Source organism: Hymenobacter sp. BT559, assembly GCF_017571525.1.
GTDB classification, from domain to species: Bacteria; Bacteroidota; Bacteroidia; order Cytophagales; family Hymenobacteraceae; genus Hymenobacter; species Hymenobacter ginsengisoli.
In genome coordinates, this window is the sequence record NZ_JAGETY010000018.1 from 15,047 (window position 1) to 35,523 (window position 20,477).

Sequence of the window (20,477 nt, forward strand, 5' to 3'; positions counted from 1 at the left end):
GCTTATTCCTGGTTTTTCTTCTTTACCATCGTCAAGATGGTCGCCACGGCTACCGTTTCCTTCGTTTCATCTGTCACCGTCACGAGCCAGCGCACGATGCCTTTGGCGATGTCGTTTTCGTCGCGCTTTTCCTGGCCGATTTTCTCCTTCACCGTGAGCGTCACGCCAATAGTAGTGCCGGGATACACAGGCTTGGTGAAGCGGCACTCGTCGAGGCCGTAGTTGAGGAGCACCGGGCCTTTGCGTGGGTCTACGAACATGCCGGCCGCTTTGCTCAGCACGTAGTAGCCGTGGGCCACGCGGCCGGTGAAGAGCGTGCCTTCCAGCGACGTAGCATCGACGTGGGCGTAGAAGTTATCGCCCGAAATACCGGCGAAGGCGCTGATGTCAGCCTCCGTCACAGTGTGCTTGTGGGTGGTGTAGGTTTCGCCGATTTCCAGCTCCTCGAAGTAGCGCTGGAAGGGGTGCTTGTCGTACTCCACCGTCTTAGCGCCCGTCTGGTACACCTCCGTGATGGCGGTAAGCATGCTGGGCGAGCCTTGCAGCGCCACGCGCTGCATAAAGTGCTCGACGCCCCGGATGCCGCCCATTTCCTGGCCGCCGCCGGCCCGGCCGGGGCCGCCGTGCACGAGCTGCGGCAGCGGCGAGCCGTGGCCGGTGCTTTCCTTGGCCATCTCGCCATTGAGTACCAGAATGCGGCCGTGGTGGGTGGCTGCGCCCAGCACGAAATCCTGCGCCAGGCGCGGGTCGTTGGTGGCCAGCGAGCACACCAGCGAGCCCTTGCCGAGGTTAGCCAGGGCCACGGCTTCGCTAGGGTCGTGGTAGGGCATGAGCGTCACGACCGGGCCGAAAGCTTCCAGCTCGTGGCTGTCGAGGTGCTGGAAGGGGTGGTCGTTGCGCAGCACGATGGGCGAAATGAACGCGCCCTTGGCCGCGTCAGCCCCGCGCTCCTTGCCCAGGATTTCGACGTTTTCGAGGTCGCCGTACACGATGGGCGTGGTTTTGGCGAGCTGGCGCACCTGCTCGCGCAGGCGTTCGGCCTGCTCGCGGCCAGCTAGGGCCCCCATGCGCACGCCCTCGGCCTGCGGGTGGCCAATGGTGGTCTGGGCCAGCGCTTTGCCCAGGGCAATCTGCACGTCTTCGAGCAGCTCGGCGGGCACGATGGCGCGGCGGATGGCGGTGCATTTCTGGCCGCACTTGGCCGTCATTTCCTTGCGGACTTCCTTGATGAAAAGGTCAAACTCCGGCGTGCCGGGGCGGGCATCGGAACCCAGCACGGCGGCATTGAGCGAATCGGCCTCCAGGGTAAAAGGCACTGCCTCGCTGATGATGCGCGGGTGGGCGCGCAGCTTGGCGCCGGTGGCTGCCGAGCCGGTGAAGGTGACCACATCCTGGTACGTAACGTGGTCAAGAATACCTTGGCCCGAGCCGACTACGAGTTGCAACGCGCCTTCGGGTAGGATGCCGCTGGCGATAATCTCGCGTACCACTGCCTCGGTGAGGTAGGCGCTGGGCACGGCTGGCTTCACCACGGCGGGCATGCCGGCCAGCAGGTTCACCGCGATTTTCTCCAGCATGCCCCAGATGGGGAAGTTGTAGGCATTGATGTGCACGGCCACGCCCTCGCGGGGCACCAGCAGGTGCTGGGCCATGAAGGTGCCGCCCTTGCTCAGGCCCACCGGCTCGCCCTCCACATAAAACGGCTTGTCGGGAAACTTGCGCCGCAGCGAGGCATTGGCAAACAGGTTGCCGATGCCGCCCTCAATATCAATCCACGAGTCGGCGCGGGTGGCACCCGAGCGGTAGCTCAGCTCATAGAAAAGCTCCTTTTTTTCCTGCAAGTGAAAGGCCAGCGCCTTAAGCATGCGGCCACGCTCGTGGAAGGTCATGCGGCGCAGGGCGGGGTTGCCCACGCGGCGGCCGTAAGCCAGAATCTGCTCAAAGTCAAAGCCTTCGGTGTTGGCTAGGGCAATGACTTCGCCGGTGCTGGCGTCGCGTAGCTCGTGCGGGTCGGCGGCGCCGGGCGTCCAGCGGCCGAGGGTGTAATTTTCGAGGGTGGGCGTCATGGGAGTAATGAAGAACGGGTTGGATAAGCGCAGCCCTGGCGGCTGGGCTAGTGCGCTAGGGTATAATCTCGTGGCTGGTGCGGTAGGCGGTGCCCTTGAACAAGGCCAGCGCCACACCGTGCTGGTTGCTGACGCGCACCTGGTACACGCCCACTTTGTGCTTGAGGCTGAGCTCGCTAGCCTCTACCGTGAGCACGTCGCCGGGGCGGCCGGCTTCGAGGTAGTCGATGGTCACGGTGAGGCCCACGCTCTGGCGGCCGTGGCTGTTGCAGGCGAAGGCAAATGCTGTGTCGGCCGCCGCGAAGGTGACGCCGCCATGCAGGGCGCCAAAGCCGTTGAGCATGTCGGGCCGCACCACAAAGTGCAGGCGGCAGTAGCCGGGGCCAACTTCGTCTACCTCCAGGCCCAGCATTTTGCTGAACGAATCCTGGCTGAGCATCAGCGTTTTTACGGCCTCGGCGGTCTGGCTAGGGGTGGGCGGTAACGGGCTCATGCGTTGGGAAGGGCTGGTTGGTGCGGGCTAGCCGGCGCAGCAGCGCGCAGGCGCGGTAGCGGTCCTCGTGGTACTCGTGGTAGAGGTCATCGAGCGTGGCCAGCACCTGGCTGGTACCCAGTTCATTGGCCCAGGCCAGCAGGCCTTTCGGATAATTTACGCCCGTAGTCATGGCCAGCTCTAGGTCGGGAGCCGACGCCACGCGCAGGTGCAGGGCATCGGCGGCCTCGTTGATGAGCATGGCCAGCACGCGCTGCACGATGTGCCGGCCTAGCTCGGTATCACGATTGGGCTCGGCCTGGCTAGCCCCGGGCGCATAGTCGTAGAAGCCGCGCCCCGCCTTGCGGCCGTAGTATCCGGCCTCAAACAGCCGCCGCTGGGTGAACGACGGCCGGTAGCGCGGGTCGTAGAAGAAGGAATTGAACACCGACTCGGTGACCCGGTAATTCACATCGTGGCCGATAAAATCCATCAGCGCAAACGGCCCCATGCGAAAGCCGCCCAACTCGGTGAGCGCCCAGTCGATGGTAGCAATGTCGGCAATACCTTCCTCTAAAATGCGGATAGCCTCGCCGTAGAAGGGCCTGGCCACACGATTCACAATGAAGCCGGGCGTGTCCTGGGCCAGCACCGGGCGCTTGCCCCAACCCTGCACCCAGGCGCGCACTTCCTCCGCTAGCCCGGCGCGCGTTTGCACCGCCGGAATGACCTCAACCAGCTGCATGAGCGGCGCCGGATTGAAAAAGTGGATGCCCACAAAGCGCTCGGGCCGCTGGCAGGCCGCCGCGATAGAGGTAATGGAGAGCGAAGACGTATTGCTGGCCAGCACACAGTCGGCCGATACAATAGCCTCTACCTGCTTGAAAACCTGCTGCTTCACGCCTAAGTCTTCCACAATGGCTTCGATGACTAGGCCGCAGTCGGCGAAGTCGGCCATGCTAGCCGTAGGGTGCAGCCGGGCCAGGGTCGCTTCGGCGGTCAGCTTGCCTTTTTCGGCCAGCTTGCGGAGGCTAGCGCCGATGCTAGCCAGCGCCTTGTCGAGGGCCGCCGCATTCTGGTCGAGTAGGTGCACCTCGTGGCCGGCCGTGGCCACCACTTGCGCAATACCCGCGCCCATCGCGCCGCTGCCAATGATACCGATGGTCATCTTTATAATGGTTAATTGCTTACTAGTTACTGGTTAATGATGCTCAGTCAATCCGGAGCAACATCAACTAGTAAGCATTAAAAAATCATTGAAATTTACTGGCCGGTGAAGGTGGGCTGGCGCTTTTCGAGGAAGGCCGACACGCCTTCGCGGTAGTCGGCGGTTTGGCCAGCGCGCAGCTGGTAGTCGCCCTCGGCGCGTAGCTGCTGGGCCATGTCGTGGGCGAAGGTGCTGTTGAGCAACTGCTTGGTGTAGGCAAGGCCTTTGGTGGGCAGAGCAGCCATCTTACGGGCTAGCGCGCTCACTTCCTGCTCAAAATCGGCATCGGCAAACGCTTTGTAAATCATGCCCATCTGCACAGCTTCGGCCGCGCTCACTTTGTCGCCGGTCAGCATGAGGGCGCTGGCGCGCTGCATACCCACGAGGCGCGGCAAAAAGTAGGTGCCACCGCTGTCGGGTACCAGGCCTATCTTGCTGAATGCCTGGATGAACGAGGCCGATTCGCGCGCTACTACGATGTCGCAGGCCAGCGCAATGTTGGCGCCCGCGCCGGCAGCCACGCCGTTTACGGCCGCGATTACGGGCTTTTCAAGCTCCCGGATTAATATAATGAGTGGGTTGTAGTGCTCCTCCACAATCTCCGACACATCGGGCGCATCGGGGCCGGTTATCTCCGCCAGGTCCTGGCCCGCACAAAAGGCGCGGCCGGTGCCCGTGAGCACTACGGCGCGCACGCTGGCATCGGCCTGGCACTCGCGCAGCCGCTGCTGCAAGGCCAGCGCCAGGGGCTTGTTGATGCTATTGAAAACGTCGGGCCGGTTGAGCGTGAGCGTGGCCACGCCATCGGCAAGGGTGAAGAGCAGGGAGGTGTCGGACATAGGAAGGAGTGAAAAGTGGCGCGAAGCTTCCGCTTGGTGCGCGAGCAAGGCGAGCATCTTGCGCTAGGGCTGTAGTCCGGCAGCCCCGGCTCACTGCACTGGCGCACCAAGCGAAAGCTTCGTACTACGGGCTAGGCGTGGCATTTGAAATAATCGAAGGGCTCGCGGCAGTCGTCGCACTGGTACAGCGCCTTGCATGCCGTAGAACCAAACTGGCTGACCAGGTGCGTATGCTCCGACTTGCAGAGCGGGCAGCGCACGGCCGTATCCTGGCCGAAGAGGTTGAGCACGTGGCCGGTAGCCGTGCCATCGATGGGCGGCGCGATGCCGTAGGCTTCGAGCTTCTGGCGGCCGGCTAGGCTCATCCAATCGGTGGTCCAGGCCGGGGTAAGCTGGTTCTTGATAGTCAGCTGGTTATAGCCTTCAGCCAGCAGCCGCAGCCGGATGTCGGTGGCAATGGCACTCATGGCCGGGCAGCCCGAGTACGTAGGCGTAATGGTAACCGTGATGTGCTCGCCTGCTACCGCCACGGCGCGCACAATGCCCAGGTCGATAATGCTGAGCACCGGCACCTCGGGGTCGCTCACTTCTTCCAGCACTTGCCAGATGTGGGCTTCAGTAGGGGCTGGGGGCGAAGTGGTTACCACGTCAGGCCGGGGTAGGTGCGTTGGAGGTATTGCAGCTCTGCCAGCAGGTAGCCGAGGTGCTCGGAGTGGCGGCCGGTTTTGCCCCCTAGCTGCGCCACAGGCGCCGGGGGCTCCGGCACTGTGGCCTCAGCCAGTACGTGCGCCGTATGCGCCTGTATAGCAGGCCACAACGCGACATAATCGGGCACCAGACCTAGCTCCTGCAGCTGGCTTTCGGTAGCCGTGGGCGTCGTCAGCTCGCCGGCAAAGCGCCAAAGTGTGGCAATAGCTTTGTCGAGGCGCTTACGGCTTTCATCCGTGCCATCGCCGAGGCGAATTATCCACTCCGAGCTCCACTTAAGATGATAGGCGGCTTCTTTCAGCGACTTCTCAGCAATGGAGGCTAGCCGGGCGTCGGGGCCGTCCTTCAAGCCTTTAAGCAATTGATAATGAAAATTATCAAACAGAAACTGCCGCACAATAGTGTGGGCAAAATCGCCATTAGGCTGCTCCACCAGCAGCGGGTTGCGGTACTCCACTGCCGAGCGCAGGTAAGCCAGGTCGTCTTCGGTCCGACCCTTGCCCTCCAGCTCGGCGGCGTACTGGTAGTAGCTGCGCGCCTCACCTAGCAGGTCGAGCGAAATATTGGCTAGGGCCAAATCCTGCTCCAGCACGGGGCCGTGCCCGCACCACTCCGAAAGGCGGTGCGCCAGAATAAGGCTGGTATCGGCCAGCTGCAACACGAAGGGAAACAGGGGGCTAGCCCCCTGGGCGGCAGTAGCGGTAGATTGCTCGGGCTGAGTAGCTGACATAAACCGCAGGCTTACATGTGTTTGATGGAGTCCGGCACGTCGTAGAACGTGGGGTGACGGTACACTTTATCGGCGGCAGGGTCGAAAAACTCGGCTGCCTCATCGGGGTTGGACGCGTGGATGTGCTTAGACTCGACCACCCAGATGCTCACGCCTTCAAGGCGGCGGGTGTACACGTCGCGGGCGTTTTGCATAGCCATGGCCGCATCGGCGGCGTGCAGGCTGCCCACGTGCTTGTGGTCGAGCCCCTGCTTACTGCGGATAAAAACCTCCCACAGAGGCCATTCTTGTTGATTCATAACATCTTACTTAACTGCTGTCATGCTGAGCTTGTCGAAGCATCTCTACTGCGCCATTCGGTTAGTGACCCTAGCGGCGCAGTAGAGATGCTTCGACAAGCTCAGCATGACGTTCTGCTTTGCTTAATTACACCGCCACGGCTTCGCGGGCCTTGCGCTTGGCCGCGTGGGCTAGCGCGGCTTCGCGGACCCAGGCGCCTTCCTCGTGGGCTTGCACGCGGGCTTGCAGGCGCTCGTGGTTGCAGAGGCCATTGCCTTTCACCACGTTCCAGAACTCTTCCCAGTTCACCTCGCCAAAGTCGTAGGCCTGTCGCGCTTCGTTCCACTTCACGGCCGGGTCGGGCACGGTCAGGCCCAGAAACTCGGCCTGGGGCACCATCATGTCCACGAATTTTTGGCGCAGCTCATCATTGGTGAAGCGCTTGATGCGCCAGTTCATGCTCTGCGCCGTGTTCGGCGATTCGCTGTCTTTGGGGCCAAACATCATCAGCGTGGGCCACCACCAGCGGTTGAGGGCCTCCTGGGCCATCTCCTTCTGGACCGGCGCGCCCTCGCAGAGCGTCTGCATTATTTCGAAGCCCTGGCGCTGGTGAAAGCTTTCCTCCTTGCACACGCGCACCATGGCCCGGGCATAGGGGCCGTACGACGTGCGGCACAGCGGCACCTGGTTAAGGATGGCAGCGCCATCCACGAGCCAGCCCACGCAGCCCATATCGGCCCAGCTCAGGGTGGGGTAGTTGAAAATGCTGCTGTACTTGGCCTTGCCCGAGTGCAGGTCGGCGAGCATCTGGTCGCGCGAGGTACCCAGCGTTTCGGCGGCGCTATACAGGTAGAGGCCATGGCCCGCCTCGTCCTGCACCTTTGCCAGCAAGATGGATTTACGCTTGAGCGAAGGCGCCCGCGTTATCCAGTTGCCTTCGGGCAGCATGCCTACCAGCTCGGAGTGCGCGTGCTGCGAAATCTGCCGGATGAGCGTTTTGCGGTACGCCTCGGGCATCCAGTCCTTGGGCTCGATGCGAATATCGGCGTCGATGCGGGCCTGAAATTGTTCTTCGGGAGAGAGGTCTTGGGCGAGCGTTTCCATAAGCGAACAACAAATACTAACAAGTGTTAGTTTTTCAAAGTTAAGGAAAATTTAACCAATGTGGCTAGCCCGGCGGCTATACGTCGGCCGTGTCATCGCCCAGTACGTCGTGCACGTACAGCATTTTGACCAGCACCGTAATAATGGCAATAATAGGCGTAGCCAGCGTGAGCCCCAGCAGCCCCGTAAACGAGCCAATAATAAGCTGCCCCACCAAAATGAGCGCGGGCGGCAGCGAAATCAGCCGCTGCTGCAACACCGGCGATACGGCGGCGCTTTCCAGTGTTTGGGCCGCTAGGTAAAGGAGCAGCACGTACAGCGCCATGTGCGGGCCCCCGTTGAAAAACGCCAGCAGAATAGCCGGCACCATCGAAACCACCGGCCCGATGTTGGGGATAAACGTAACCAAGCCCGCAAACAGCCCTAGCACTGCCGCCAGCGGCATCCCCAGAAAACTGAGGCCCACCACGGTAAGCACGCCCACAAACACCATGGAGGCGAGCCGGCCCAGCACCCATTTTACCAACGTATCGCTGAGCTTGTCGCACACCTCATGGGCGCGGGCGCGGCCGGCCTTAGGCACCAGCATCACCAGGCCGGCCCGGTAGGTTTTGGGCTGGAGGGCCAGAAAAACGGCCAGGAAGAGTATCACATAGCCATCGGCCAAAATGCTGAGGGTGGTCGAAAAAATGCCCGTGGCCCGGCCTAGCCACTCGGAGGTACCGCCCATTGCCTTGCGCAAGTCAAAGTTTTCGCCGGCCAGCCATTGGCCCCATTCGGTGCCGCTTACGCGGGCCTGCACCGTGCGAATGGCTGCTGGCAGCTGCTCTTTCAAGACACTCACCTGCGCGCTCAGCTTAGCCGAAAATAGCCACCCCATGCTCCCTAGCGAAGCCAGCACCACCAATGCCAGCAGCGCCAGCGCGAGCCCCTCGGGTAGCCCGATGCGGCGGTGCAGCCACGCCGCGCCGGCCCGCAGCGGCAGCGCAATCAACAGCGCCGCAAGCAGTCGCAAAAACACCCCAAACGCCAGCCCCAGCAGGCCCGCTAGGGCCAATACCAGCAGCGTGAGGCTCACCGCGATGAGCACCCGCTGCACGTATGGCGAAAGGGAGGAGCGAGGAGTGAGGTTTTCCATAAACGCAACCGGCAAAAAGACAGACGCTGAGTAGTACTTAGCTCAACACCTATACGGCTCGGCTACCCTTATCGCCGGCCGGTAAAAGGCGAGGGCCAGCCTATTGGTCGAAGTCGACGGTGACCTCTGGCGACGTGGGCCGGGCCTGGCAGGTAAGCACGTACCCCTTCGCTACTTCTTCGGTCGAGAGCGAGTAGTTTACATCCATGGCCGCGGTGCCAGCGGTGACGCGGCCTAAACAGGTGCTGCACATGCCGTTCTTGCACGAATACGGCGCATCAATGCCCGCCGCTAGGGCCGCATCAAGCACGGTATCACCATAGTACGACATGTCGAGGCGGTAGGCGCGGCCGTCGAGGCGCACGGTCACCTGGCTCTTCTGGTCGTCTTCGCCCACCGGGCGGAGGGGGGCCGCCGTTTTGCTAGGGCCACTGGCCGAGGCAAAAAGCTCAAAGTGAATATTTTCTGGCGCTACGCCGGCTTCGGAGAGGGCCGCGCGCACGCCGTGTATCATTTCCTCGGGGCCACAGATAAACGCCTCGTCGAGGCTGGCGGCCGGAATAAGCTGCCGCAGCAGCTGCGCCGTTTTGGCCTCGTCTACCCGCCCATAAAACAAGTCGCTTTCGCCCTGCTCGCGGCTTAGAATATGGTACACGCTCAGCCGGCCGAGAAATTTATTCTTCAGGCCTTCAATCTGTTCCTTGAAAATAATGGAGTTGCGGCCCCGGTTGCCATACACCAGGTACACGTGGCTGGCCGGCTCCGTGAGGAGCACCGTGCGTGCTATGCTTAGGATGGGTGTGATGCCGCTGCCGGCCGCAAACAGCGCGTAGCGTTTGGCCTGGCTAGGGTGCAGAGTGGGGGTGAAGCGGCCTTGAGGGGGCAGAACCTCCAGCGTGTCGCCGGGGCGCAGGCCGTCTTCCACGGCTAGGGTCGAAAAGCGGCCGCCCGGCACTTTTTTGATGGCCACGCGCCATTCCTCATCGAGCGGACTGCTGGAAATAGAATAGCTACGGCGCAGTTCCTCGCCCTCGTGCTCGCGGCGCAGCGTGAGGTACTGGCCCGGCTGGTAGCGAAACGTTTCGCGCAGCTCGGCCGGCACCTCGAAGGCCAGCGACACGCAGTCAGGCGTTTCGCGGGTGATGCTCTTGATTGTTAACTTATGAAAGCGGCTCATTTGTAGTTAGTTTCTTGCGCAATAATCGTTATCAGGCTGCGCTTGCCGAAGCATTGCTTCCACTTTACCAGGCTAGGCCTGGCGGCGCGAGCGAGACGCTGTGGCCAGCGCAGGCTGACGTACGGGTTGGGTTCTACCCTCGCTACTTCAGCTCCCGCAGGTCCTTCACCCGGTTTAGTTTGCCGCCTTCACTACGTGGCAGTTGGCCGCAGCCTAGCAAATTCACGCGCATGCTGAGGCCGATGTTGTCCTTGATTTTCTTGGCAAAGCTGCCTTGCAGCTGGCGCAGGCTGTCGTGCTGCTGCACGTGCTCGGGGGTGAGGGCCGCCGTGGCCAGGCCTAATTCACGCAGCAGGGGCTCGGCCACTTCCACGTTTACTTCTACCTCGTCGAGGCTGCCGCGCCGGGTAGCTACCACCTGGTAATAGGGACTAGCATGGGTCAGCCCGCTGATAATATCTTCGACCTGCGTGGGAAAGAAATTAACGCCCCGAATGATGAGCATATCGTCGGCCCGGCCCCGGATGGGACCCATTTTTACGTGGGTGCGCTTCACCGAGTGGTCGTAGTAGATATTGGTGATGTCACCCGTCCAGTAGCGCAGAATGGGCATTGCTTTCTTCGTGAGAGTGCTGAAAACCAGCACACCCAGTTCGCCATCTGCCACGGGCTCGCTAGTGTCTTTGTCTACCACTTCGGGGTAAAAGTGGTCTTCCCAGATGTAGCTGCCGGTGCCGCGCTCATCCACGTCCTCCTGCGAGATGCCGGGGCCCAGGATTTCACTCAGGCCATAAATATTGGTGGCGGCCACGTGCAGGCCGTCCTGCACCTGCGTCCGGATGGCCTCGCTCCAGGGTTCGGCCCCTAGTACGGCCAGCTTCAAATTGATGGCCTCTGGCGCAATGCCGCGCCGCTGCATTTCCTCGGCCAGCACCTGGGCGTAGGAAGGGGTAGCGCAAATGATTTCGGGCCGAAAATCCTGAAGCAGCTGGAGCTGCCGGTCGGTGCTGCCCCCCGATACCGGAATGACCGTGAGGCCCAGCTTCTCGGCGCCGTAGTGCAGGCCGAGCCCGCCCGTGAAAAGGCCGTAGCCATAGGCATTCTGCACTTTCATGCCCGGTCGGCAACCCGCAGCCACCAGCGAGCGGGCCACTACCTCAGAGAAAATGCCGAGGTCGCCGGCCGTGTAGCCTACCACCGTAGCCTTGCCCGTAGTACCGCTCGAGCAATGCAGCCGCGCCACCTCCGTTTCGGGCACGGCGAAGAGGCCAAAGGGATAGTTGTCCCGAAAATCAGCCTTTTTAGTAAAGCCGAGCTTCGTTAAGTCCTCCAACCCGCGAAACGTGGCCGGGTTGATACCCGCCTCGGCGAACTTGCGCTGGTAGAACGGCACCCGTTCGTTCAAATAAGCGACCTGCTCCTTGAGCAGGGCATTTTGCAAGGCGCGCAGCTGTGGCCGTGGCAGGCGCTCGATGTCGGGGTTGAAGAGCATGGCGGGGCTAGGGTGGGAGAGTAGCCAGGTTAACGCCGTAAAACTAACAAACGTTTGTTATGCTGTAGCGCAAAAATTTGAGCTAGCCCGCGCGTGAAGCCGCAGCTTTATTACGCGGGCTGGCCCAGTAGGCGCTATGCTACACCTTCAACAGCTCGGCCTCGCGGTGGCCGGCTAGCTGCTGCCACAGCAGTATCAGCACGGCCTGCGTGGTGTACTCGATATTGGTTTGGCGGCCGCGGTCGATGTTGATTTGGCGGCTCACGGTGCCGGCCGGCGTGGCGCAGGCAATGCAGATGGTGCCCACCGGCTTGAGCGGCGTGCCGCCGCCCGGCCCGGCAATGCCGCTCGTAGCCAGGGCCACATCGCAGCCCAGGCGGGCGCGGGCGCCCTCGGCCATTTCGCGCACGGTGGGCTCGCTCACGGCACCGTGCTGGCCCAGCGTTTCGGCATTGACCCCTAGCAGGCTTTCTTTTAAGTCATTATCATAGGCCACCACGCTGCCGCGGAAGTAGGCCGAGCTGCCCGGCACGCTGGTAATGCGCTGGGCTACCGCGCCGCCGGTGCAGCTTTCGGCGGTGCCAAGCTGCCAGTTTTTAGCCTTCAGCAACTGGCCCACCACCACTTCGAGCGGCGAGTCTTCTTCGGCAAAAATGTAGCTGCCAATGCGCTCGCGCAGGGCGGGCAGCAGGGCCAGCATGCGGCCGCGCAGGTCGGGCTGGCTATCGGAGGTGCCGGTGAGGCGCAGGCGCACGCTGCCCAGGCTGGGCAGGTAGGCCAGCTTCACGTTGGGCGGCAGGGCGCTTTCCCAGTCCTTTATTTTTTCGGCCAAGAACGACTCGCCCAGTCCGGCTGTCATCACCACTACGTGCTCGATGGGGGCTAGCTGAAATTTCTCCTGCAGCTTGGGCAGCACCTGGTCCGTCATCAGGCGCTTCATCTCGAAGGGCACCCCGGGCATGCTGATGAAGACCGTGCCACCGTCCTCTATCCACATGCCCGGAGCGGTGCCCACGGCATTGTGCAGCACTTCCGTGCCTTCGGGCACCATGGCTTGCTGGCGGTTCACGTCAAGCATGGGCCTGTTGAAGCGCTTAAATATCTCCTCTACGTGGCGCAAAGTAGGCGCGTGCTCGACCAGTTCGCGGCCGAAGTACCGGGCCAGCACGTGCTTGGTGAGGTCGTCTTTGGTGGGGCCGAGGCCGCCGGTGGTCAAAATAACCTTGGCGCGCTGCCGGGCCTGGTCGAGGGCGGCTACTATTTCGTCGGCGCGGTCGCTCACGCTCGTTATCTGGCGCACGCGCAGGCCTAGCCGACCCAGCTGCTGGCCCATAAAGGCCGAATTAGTATCCACGACCTGCCCGTAGAGCAGTTCGTCGCCGATTGTCATGATTTCAACGTCCATCGGGAAAGAAGCGAATAGTTTGGCAGGGTTTTGTAGAGAACTTTGCAGCCGAGTGCCTGCAGGACAGCTATACGCGCCGTCCGGTTTTTATGCACCGCTATTTTCTTTTTTCTGCCTAATGAAAAACCTACTCCTGGCGCTGGCCCTGTGCAGTGCCGCCCCGGCCCTGGCCCAAACCGCCAAAAAAGCCACGACCACCAAGAAAACCACCGTCGTGAAAAAGGCTCCGGCCAAAAAAGCTGCCACGCCAGCTAAGAAAACTACCACGACTACCACTACCAAAACCGCCGCTGCTGCCACCCCGGCCCCCGCACCGGTAGCGCCGCTCACCGAGGCCGAGGCCGCCAGCGGCCTGCGCGAAGCGCTCACCACGGGCATCACCAAGGCCGTTGGCTTTGCTTCCGAAAAGGATGGTTTCAACCTGAACGACGATATCCGCATCCAGTTTCCGCCCGATGCGCAGCTAGTATCTACCACGCTGAGTGCCCTGCCGGGCCCCATTGGCAAGCAGGCGGTGGAGCAAGTGACCAACCTGCTGAACCGCGCCGCCGAAACAGCCGCCCCCGCTGCGAAAGACATCTTTATGAATGCCTTGCAGCAGCTTACCCTCACCGATGCACTCACGCTCGTGACGAGCTCGCAGAAGGATGCCGCCACCCAGCTGCTGCGCAAAAACTCGGAGGCCGCCCTCAACGCGGCCCTGCGCCCGAGCATCGTGCAGAGCCTCGACCAGGTGGGGGCCAACTCTGCCTATGCCAAGCTCATCGAGCGCTACAATAAAATTCCGCTCGTGACGCCCGCCAGCGCCAACCTCACCGATTACGTCACCAAAGAAACCGTCGACGGCCTGTTTATCCTGCTAGCCCAGCAGGAGGCCAAAATTCGCCAGAACCCGGCTGCCCAGTCTACGGCGTTGCTCAAGCGCGTATTTGGCGGAAAATAAATCGCCGGCTCATGCGGGCCTAATCGACTGATACTGAAGTTTGCCCCGGTAGCACCGCTGCCGGGGCTTTTTGTTGGCACGCTCCCGGGCTTAAACCTTCGCTGAGAACGCAGTTCCAAGGATGGTAACTTTCCTTAATCTGCTTATTTCATGAAGTTTACATCTGTACTAAAGATGAGTTTGTTGAGCCTGCTCGCCGTGGGCTGCCACAAGGAGGAGGACGTAGCGCCAACCCCGGTGGGGCCAGTACGGCTAGCCCTGAATGCGGGGGCGCTGGTACTCAACCCCTCGGGCTATGCGCCGCTTTCGGCGCAGCTCTCGTTTCAGTCGCCCCAGAGCGGGCGTGTGCGCCTGGTGGTGCACGGCCGGCACGGGGCAGCTTCTGATGTGGTGCAGCAGTTCAGCGACGAGGGCACCACGCACACAGTGCCCATCCTGGGCCTGTATGCCGACTATGCCAACTCGGTGCAGGTGCAGCTGGTAAACCCCGAAGGCCAGGCCCTGGCCGATACGACGCTCACCATCCAAACCGGCCCGCTGCCGGCCAATATGCCCACCGTAAGCGTGGCCCAGGGCACGCCGCCCAGCGGGCTAGGGGGTGATTTTTCGCTGGTCAGCAACTTCAGCGTTTCTAACCCCCAAATACCGCTGGTGCTGGATAATTACGGCGATATTCGCTGGCTTTTAGACTATTCAAGCAGCCCGGAGCTGGCGCATCTTAGCTACGACTGCGGCATCAACCGGCTGAAAAACGGTAATTACTACTTTGGGGACATCGCAACGAGCCGGCTCTACGAAGTAAACGTATTCGGCGCCATCGTCAATCGCTGGGACTTGCCGGGCTACGCTTTTCACCACGAAGTATATGAAAAGCCAGATGGCAATTTTCTGGTGTCGGTAAGCAAAGCCGGGAGTACTCATCCCGATGGCACGCCCACAATAGAAGACTACGTGGTGGAAGTAGACCGCCACGCCAACCAGCTCGTGCATACATGGGACCTCAAGCAGGCGTTCAACGAAAATCGCCACGCCCTGGAAACCGACCCCACCGACTGGCTGCACGTGAATGCCTTGCTCTACGACCCTAGCGACAATACCATTATCGTGTCGGGCCGCTACCAGGGCGTAGCCAAGCTCACCTACGACAACCAGGTGAAATGGCTGCTGGCCCCGCACCGGGGCTGGGGCCCCAACCGGCTGGGCCAGGACCTGCGCCAGCAGCTGCTCACACCCCTCGATGCCGGCGGGGCGGCCATCGCCGACACGGCGGTGGTGGCGGGCTCGGCCAATCATCCCGATTTTGAGTGGAACTGGTATCAGCATTCCATCCAGCTAATGCCCAACGGCGACCTGCTGCTGTTTGACAATGGCACCAACCGCAACTTTATTCGCAACGCCGCCACGCACTACAGCCGGGCGGTAGTGTTCCACATCGACCCCGCGGCCCACACGGTGCGCCAAACCTGGACCTACGGGGCCGCCCGTGGGGCCGATACCTACTCCGCCATTGTATCGCGGGTGCAGTACCTGCCGGCCGTCAACCACCTGATGTTCTGCCCCGGCTTTAATGTGCCCAATGGCACGGGGAGCGGCGGCAAAATAATCGAGGTAGACTATGCCACCCGGCAGCCGGTGTTTGAAATGAGCCTGAGCGCAGCCAATAGCTGGGCCTTCCACCGGTCGCAGCGCATGGGACTCTACCCCTGAGCCGACAGCACCGCGCCAACAAAAAGCGCCTTGCCGTTAGTGGCAAGGCGCTTTTTGTTAGGGGCTGGTTGCCGCCTAGTAGTCGCTGTCGTAGTCGTCGCCGCGGCCCCGGCTGCGCGAGCTGCCGCCAAAGTCATCGTCATCATCGGCGTCGAGGTCATCCTCGTCGTCGAGGGGGGCTAGCCCACTGCTGCCATCAGGGTCTTCGGCCGCCTCGGCGGTCGTAAATTCTTCTTCCGTCATGGAAGCCAGGTCGAGCGCCTCATCGTGCGAGGAGCCGGTATCGCGCCACATCAGGTAGTCGGCATATTTGGCCGAGAGCTGGTCTTCGCCCGAGCCCCGGGTTTTGGCGCCGCCCGTGCGGGCAAAGGTGTCCAGATTGTCGTCGTCGTCGAGGGCGTCGTCGTCCAGATTATCGTACTGTCGCATAGCAAAGAGGGCAGTAGAGGGTAGAAAATATGGGTTTTAGAACGTAGGGCGAAGATACGGGTGGGGCCGAAATGGGTTCGGCGCCCCCAACGCCCTGCGTCTAAAAATAACTCCCTAGGCCCGTAGCGCCACGCCGTGGTAGATTTCGGCCAGGGGTAAAGCCAGCTCCAAGTCGGGAATAGTGAGCACGGCTGCTAGCCCTGTAAAACCCTGCACCTCAAGGCTTCCTTCCTCAGTGCGCGAGCCTAGCGAAACCCGTGCCGCATATTCGGTTATCAGCACCACATGCTGCACCGTCGGAATGGCGTAGTACGCTTCAAATATTTCCTGAAAATGCGGCGGCATGGGGTGCGGCAGCACCTTCACGAGCAGCGTAGGGTTGAGCAGCGTATCGCGGTGGGCATCGGCCAGGCGCAGTACCTTGCCGCCCACCAGCGCCACATCGGGGTAGGTGAAGAGCCCGGCGCCTAGCGCGTGCAGGCGCGTGCCCGGGCCCAGCACGGCCCAGCCGCGGCCTGCTACCTGGCTGGCCAGCAGCAGGGCGGTGTTTTCGGCAATGAGCAGCTGTTCGGGCGTAGCGTCGGGCAGTGGGAAGACTTGGCCATCCAGGTATTCGCTACGCGTAGGGGCGAGCCGCTCGGCGGCCAGGTAGTTTTTTTCAGCGTCGCTGAGCATGGCACAAGCTATTGAAAGTCAGTGATGCGTACCTGCGCCTCGCAAAAGCCGTATTCGGCCGGCACGTTAGACGATACGATGAGCAATCGGCTTTCGCGCACCCTGGCCACGTGCTCCAGATACCAGGCCGCGCCCTGGGCGTCGAGGTTGGTGGTAGGCTCGTCGAGCAGCAGCAGCGGGGTGTCCGCGTACAGGGCCAGCCCCAACTTGAGGCGCTGCTTCATGCCCGACGAAAACGTGCGCACCGCCTGGTGCCGCGCCTTGTGCAGGTACATGATGTCCACTAAATCGGGGATTGACACGCCCGGCCGTAGTGGCTTAAGCCGGGTGTGGAAGGCTAGCAGCTCCAGCAGGGTAAAGTCCTCCGGCAGCTCCAGATAAGGTGCGCAGTAAGCCAGCAGTCGCGGCACCTCGGCTACGGGCACCGGCTTGCCGCTGAGGGCCGACTCGTAGCGCACCGTGCCCTCGCTAGGCAGCAGTTGCCCCGCCAATATGCTGAGCAGCGTGCTTTTACCCGCGCCATTGGGCCCCAAAATAGCTGTGGCGGAGCCCGGCTCAAAAGAATAGCTCAGGTTCCGGAAAACCCATTGGCGGCCGTAGCGGCGGCCCAGGTCTTGGGCATCAAGCCGCATTAGTCGGCGTTCTCCTCGGCTACGCCGCCGCGGCTAGGCCCCTTGATAATGCCGCGTGAAGCCGAGCGCACAAACTGCGTCACTTCATCGCGCTCAGGCGAGGGTGGCAGCTCTACTTCAATGCGGCTCAACGACTCCGTCATGGGCAAGCCACTGAGGTACAGCATACGGTACATCTCATGAATGCCATTTACCTGCTCTTCCGTGAAGCCCCGGCGGCGTAGCCCCACCGAGTTGACGCCGGCGTAGGTGAGGGGCTCGCGGGCCGCTTTCACGAAGGGCGGCACATCTTTGCGCACCAGGGAGCCGCCCGCGATAAAGGCGTGCGCCCCAATGTTTGTGAACTGATGAATGGCCGTGGTGCCGCCGATAATGGCCCAGTCGCCCACCTGCACGTGGCCCGCCATCTGGGTAGCGTTGGAAATTACGATGTGGTCGCCAAGCACGCAGTCGTGGGCAATATGCACGTAGGCTTGCAGCAGGCAGTGGCTGCCCACCACGGTGCGGCCGCGGTCCACGGTGCCGCGGTTCACGGTCACGCACTCGCGCAGCACGGTGTAGTCGCCGATGTGGGCCGTAGTGACCTCGCCGGCAAACTTCAAATCTTGCGGAATGCCCGACACCACCGCGCCCGGAAAAATCTGACAGTTGGCCCCAATGCGTGCCCCATCCATGATGGTCACGTTGGGCCCAATCCAAGTGTTTTCGCCAATCTCCACATCGCCGTAAATGGTAGTGAACGGTTCGACGGTAACTCCCGGGGCTAGCCGGGCGGCGGGGTGGATATGGGCGAGGGGGGAAAGCATGTAGTTCTTGAGCTGTTAGCTAATAGCTGCTAGCTGTTAGCTAGTCGTACTTTGAAAAAAGAGCTAACAGCTAGCAGCTATTAGCTAAAAGCTTATTCTAGACGTTGTCCTTGCGGACGATGGCGGCACTCATTTCAGCGTCGCACACCACTTTGCCATTCACAAAGGCTTGGCCTTTCATCTTGGCAATGCCGCGCTTGATGGGTGCCGTGAGCACGCAGTGAAATACCACAGTGTCGCCGGGCAGCACCTTCTTGCGGAAGCGCGCATTCTCAATACCCAGGAAGTACTGCCAATAGTTCTCGGGGTCGGGCACGGTATTCATCACCAGGATGCCGCCGGTCTGGGCCATGGCCTCAATCTGCAGCACGCCGGGCATCACGGGGTTGCCGGGGAAGTGACCCTGGAAAAAGGGCTCGTTCATGGTGATGTTTTTCACGGCCGTCACCATCTGGCTGTCGAGGTGAATCACCTTATCGAGCAGCAGGAAGGGGTAGCGGTGGGGCAGCACCTGCATAATGCGGTTGATGTCCATCACCGGCTCGCGGCTAGGGTCATACACCGGCACGGCGCTGGTGCGGTCTTCGAGCATCTTCTTTTTGATGCGCTTGGCAAAGGCCACGTTGGCGGCATGGCCGGGGCGGGCGGCCAGAATCTGGCCTTTCAGCGGGCGGCCTACCAGGGCGAGGTCGCCCACAATGTCGAGCAGCTTGTGGCGGGCGGGCTCGTTCTTGTGGCGCAGGTCCACGTTGTTGAGAATGCCCTCCTTCTTCACCGACACCTTGGGCTTGCCCAGCATGGCGGCCAGCTCGTCGAGCTCGTCTTCGCCCACGGCGCGGTCTACCACCACAATGGCATTGGAGAGGTCGCCGCCCTTAATAAGGTTCGACTTGTACAAATATTCCAGCTCGTGCAGAAAGCAGAACGTGCGCGACGAGGCAATTTCGGCCTCAAACTGGTTGATGTCGGTGAGCGTGGCGTGCTGCGAGCCCAGCACCGGCGAGTTGTAGTCCACCATCACCGTGAGGCGGTAGTCGCTCAGGGGCAGGGCGGCCAGCTCCACGCCGCGCGCGTTGTCCACGTAGCGGATGGTATCGGGAATGACGTAGTAGTTGCGCAGCGCATTCTGCTCCTCAAAACCCACCGTGTGCAGGGCCTTGATGAACTCGTAAGACGAGCCATCCATGATGGGCGGCTCGGGGCCGCTGAGCTTAATGAGTACGTTATCGAGCTGCAAGCCCACCAGGGCGGCTAGCGTGTGCTCCACGGTATTCACGCGGGCGCCGTTTTGCTCGATGGTCGTGCCGCGCGAGAGGTCTACCACGTTGTCGACGTCGGCATCCACGATGGGCTCGCCGGGCAAATCGACGCGCTGAAACTTGTAGCCGTGGCCCACCGGGGCAGGGCAGAAGGTCATGGTAGCCTCGGCGCCGGTATGCAGCCCAATGCCCCGTACCGTCACGGGGGCCTTAACGGTGTGTTGTTTGTCGTTCATATCAGTGGTTTTTAGTTTTTGGCCATTAGTTGCTAGCTTTTAGATACTTAATCAGCTGTTTGCAGCCTATTTCAGAATACCAAAAACCGGAAACTAAAAACCAAAAACCAACCCGGCTGCAAAGCTAAGGCTTATCGGGCGCTGGCGAGCTTTTTTCGAGGGCTGCCACGCGCTGCTCCAGCTCGGGCAGGCGCCGGAAAACCACCTGCGCCCGCTGGTTTTGCTTGAAATCGAAGGCCGTAGAGCCTTGCAGAAACAGGCCCTCCTGCTTGAAGCTCTTGCCCACGCCCGACTGCGCCGTAACGGTCGTTTTGTTGGGCATTGTAACGTGGCCCGACACGCCCACCTGGCCCGCCAGCACGCAGAAAGCGCCGATTTTGGCCGAGCCGGCTAGCCCCGTTTGGGCAGCGATAACGGTGTGCCGGCCCACTTCCACATTGTGGGCCAGCTGCACGAGGTTGTCGATTTTGGCACCCTGGCGCACCACGGTGCTGCCCATGGTGGCGCAGTCTACGGTGGCGTTGGCCCCGATGCTCACGTCATCTTCCAGCACCACGTTGCCGATTTGCGGAATGGCCTTGTAGGAGCCATCGGGCTGCGGCGCAAAGCCGAAGCCATCGGTGCCCACCACCGCGCCGGCCTTGACAACGCAGCGCTGGCCGATGATGGTATCAGCGTAAATCTTGGCCCCGGCGTGGATGATGCTGTTATCGCCAATGCGCACCCGGTCGCCGATGAAGGCATGCGGAAAAATGAGCACGTTTTCGCCAATCACGCAGCCCTCGCCCACGTACGAAAACGCCCCGCGGTAGTGCCCCGCGCCAATCGTGGAGCCCTCGCCCAGGTAGCTGGGCTGCTCCACGCCGCGCTTGCCTACGCGCGTGGCTTGGGCATAAAACTCCAGCAGCTTGGAGAAGGCCGAGTAGGGGTCGGCCACTCGAATGAGGCTAGCCGCTACCGCTTGGCGCAAGGGCTGCTCGGGGCTGACAATCACGGCCGTAGCGCGGGTGGTGTACAGAAACGGCTCGTACTTGGCATTGGCCAAAAAGGCGAGGGCGCCGGGCCCGGCCTCCTCGATTTTGGCTAGGCTCGAAACGGTGGCTTCGGCATCGCCTTCCACGGCGCCGCCCACCACTTGGGCAATCTGACCAACGGTAAATTTCATAGGCCGGC

The 20,477-nt window shown here is 61.7% G+C and carries 20 protein-coding genes; 2 read left to right on the top strand and 18 right to left on the bottom strand.

Translation table 11 applies throughout. The features are described from left to right. Positions 1–2: 2 nt before the first annotated feature. The 12 genes from paaZ to J4D99_RS19545 all read right to left on the bottom strand — a co-directional run bounded on the left by paaZ (position 3) and on the right by J4D99_RS19545 (position 12,617). The gene (gene paaZ / locus J4D99_RS19490; RefSeq protein WP_208133422.1) at positions 3–2,066 is read right to left on the bottom strand and encodes a phenylacetic acid degradation bifunctional protein PaaZ; all 2,064 of its coding nucleotides are present in this window, start codon (positions 2,064–2,066) and stop codon (positions 3–5) included. Between the two features lie 55 nt (positions 2,067–2,121). Then, on the bottom strand, positions 2,122–2,559 hold the full coding sequence (gene paaI, locus J4D99_RS19495; protein WP_208133423.1) for a hydroxyphenylacetyl-CoA thioesterase PaaI: 438 nt from the start codon (positions 2,557–2,559) through the stop codon (positions 2,122–2,124). Further along, the gene (locus tag J4D99_RS19500) at positions 2,534–3,706 is read right to left on the bottom strand and encodes a 3-hydroxyacyl-CoA dehydrogenase NAD-binding domain-containing protein (protein WP_208133424.1); all 1,173 of its coding nucleotides are present in this window, start codon (positions 3,704–3,706) and stop codon (positions 2,534–2,536) included. Before J4D99_RS19500 ends, paaI begins: the two co-directional genes overlap by 26 nt. 95 nt (positions 3,707–3,801) lie before the next feature. Next, positions 3,802–4,584, bottom strand: a complete 783-nt coding sequence (locus J4D99_RS19505) for an enoyl-CoA hydratase-related protein (RefSeq protein WP_208133425.1) — start codon at positions 4,582–4,584, stop codon at positions 3,802–3,804. Between the two features lie 131 nt (positions 4,585–4,715). After that, positions 4,716–5,231 (bottom strand): 1,2-phenylacetyl-CoA epoxidase subunit PaaD, encoded by a 516-nt coding sequence (gene paaD, locus J4D99_RS19510; RefSeq protein ID WP_208133426.1) that lies wholly within the window; start codon positions 5,229–5,231, stop codon positions 4,716–4,718. Then, complete coding sequence (gene paaC, locus J4D99_RS19515; RefSeq protein WP_208133427.1) at positions 5,225–6,022, bottom strand: 1,2-phenylacetyl-CoA epoxidase subunit PaaC; 798 nt, start codon at positions 6,020–6,022, stop codon at positions 5,225–5,227. Before paaC ends, paaD begins: the two co-directional genes overlap by 7 nt. Positions 6,023–6,033: 11 nt before the next feature. After that, positions 6,034–6,321, bottom strand: coding sequence for a 1,2-phenylacetyl-CoA epoxidase subunit PaaB (gene paaB / locus J4D99_RS19520; RefSeq protein WP_208133428.1), 288 nt, complete (start codon positions 6,319–6,321; stop codon positions 6,034–6,036). A 127-nt stretch (positions 6,322–6,448) separates the two neighbouring features. Next, positions 6,449–7,405, bottom strand: coding sequence for a 1,2-phenylacetyl-CoA epoxidase subunit PaaA (gene paaA, locus J4D99_RS19525; RefSeq protein WP_208133429.1), 957 nt, complete (start codon positions 7,403–7,405; stop codon positions 6,449–6,451). Between the two features lie 76 nt (positions 7,406–7,481). Continuing rightward, positions 7,482–8,543 (bottom strand): AI-2E family transporter, encoded by a 1,062-nt coding sequence (locus tag J4D99_RS19530; RefSeq protein WP_208133430.1) that lies wholly within the window; start codon positions 8,541–8,543, stop codon positions 7,482–7,484. Positions 8,544–8,643: 100 nt separating this feature from the next. Next, a complete protein-coding gene (gene paaE / locus J4D99_RS19535) occupies positions 8,644–9,720 on the bottom strand; it encodes a 1,2-phenylacetyl-CoA epoxidase subunit PaaE (protein WP_208133431.1) in 1,077 nt (358 codons plus the stop codon). 142 nt (positions 9,721–9,862) lie between these two features. Beyond that, on the bottom strand, positions 9,863–11,212 hold the full coding sequence (locus J4D99_RS19540; RefSeq protein ID WP_208133432.1) for a phenylacetate--CoA ligase family protein: 1,350 nt from the start codon (positions 11,210–11,212) through the stop codon (positions 9,863–9,865). Between the two features lie 139 nt (positions 11,213–11,351). After that, positions 11,352–12,617 carry a competence/damage-inducible protein A gene (locus J4D99_RS19545; protein WP_208133433.1) on the bottom strand — a complete coding sequence of 422 codons (1,266 nt, stop codon included), beginning with the start codon at positions 12,615–12,617 and terminating at the stop codon, positions 11,352–11,354. Between the two features lie 118 nt (positions 12,618–12,735). On the opposite strand from J4D99_RS19545, the gene J4D99_RS19550 reads away from it, so the two are divergent. Continuing rightward, on the top strand, positions 12,736–13,560 hold the full coding sequence (locus J4D99_RS19550) for a DUF4197 domain-containing protein (RefSeq protein WP_208133434.1): 825 nt from the start codon (positions 12,736–12,738) through the stop codon (positions 13,558–13,560). Positions 13,561–13,710: 150 nt separating this feature from the next. Beyond that, complete coding sequence (locus tag J4D99_RS19555; RefSeq protein WP_208133435.1) at positions 13,711–15,267, top strand: aryl-sulfate sulfotransferase; 1,557 nt, start codon at positions 13,711–13,713, stop codon at positions 15,265–15,267. 75 nt (positions 15,268–15,342) lie between these two features. Here J4D99_RS19555 and J4D99_RS19560 read toward each other — a convergent pair whose 3' ends face one another. From J4D99_RS19560 to lpxD, 6 genes are all read right to left on the bottom strand, one after another. Next, positions 15,343–15,696 carry a hypothetical protein gene (locus J4D99_RS19560; protein ID WP_208133436.1) on the bottom strand — a complete coding sequence of 118 codons (354 nt, stop codon included), beginning with the start codon at positions 15,694–15,696 and terminating at the stop codon, positions 15,343–15,345. A gap of 114 nt (positions 15,697–15,810) precedes the next feature. Further along, entirely contained in the window at positions 15,811–16,371 is a 561-nt protein-coding gene (locus J4D99_RS19565; RefSeq protein ID WP_208133437.1) for a Uma2 family endonuclease, read from the bottom strand. Between the two features lie 8 nt (positions 16,372–16,379). Further along, a complete protein-coding gene (locus tag J4D99_RS19570; protein WP_208133438.1) occupies positions 16,380–17,003 on the bottom strand; it encodes an ABC transporter ATP-binding protein in 624 nt (207 codons plus the stop codon). Then, positions 17,003–17,809, bottom strand: a complete 807-nt coding sequence (lpxA, locus tag J4D99_RS19575; RefSeq protein WP_208133439.1) for an acyl-ACP--UDP-N-acetylglucosamine O-acyltransferase — start codon at positions 17,807–17,809, stop codon at positions 17,003–17,005. Before lpxA ends, J4D99_RS19570 begins: the two co-directional genes overlap by 1 nt. A gap of 97 nt (positions 17,810–17,906) precedes the next feature. After that, positions 17,907–19,304: a bifunctional UDP-3-O-[3-hydroxymyristoyl] N-acetylglucosamine deacetylase/3-hydroxyacyl-ACP dehydratase gene (locus tag J4D99_RS19580; RefSeq protein ID WP_208133440.1), complete on the bottom strand. Its 1,398-nt coding sequence runs from the start codon at positions 19,302–19,304 to the stop codon at positions 17,907–17,909. Positions 19,305–19,428: 124 nt separating this feature from the next. Beyond that, positions 19,429–20,469, bottom strand: coding sequence for a UDP-3-O-(3-hydroxymyristoyl)glucosamine N-acyltransferase (gene lpxD, locus J4D99_RS19585; RefSeq protein ID WP_208133441.1), 1,041 nt, complete (start codon positions 20,467–20,469; stop codon positions 19,429–19,431). Between the last annotated feature and the right edge of the window lie 8 nt (positions 20,470–20,477).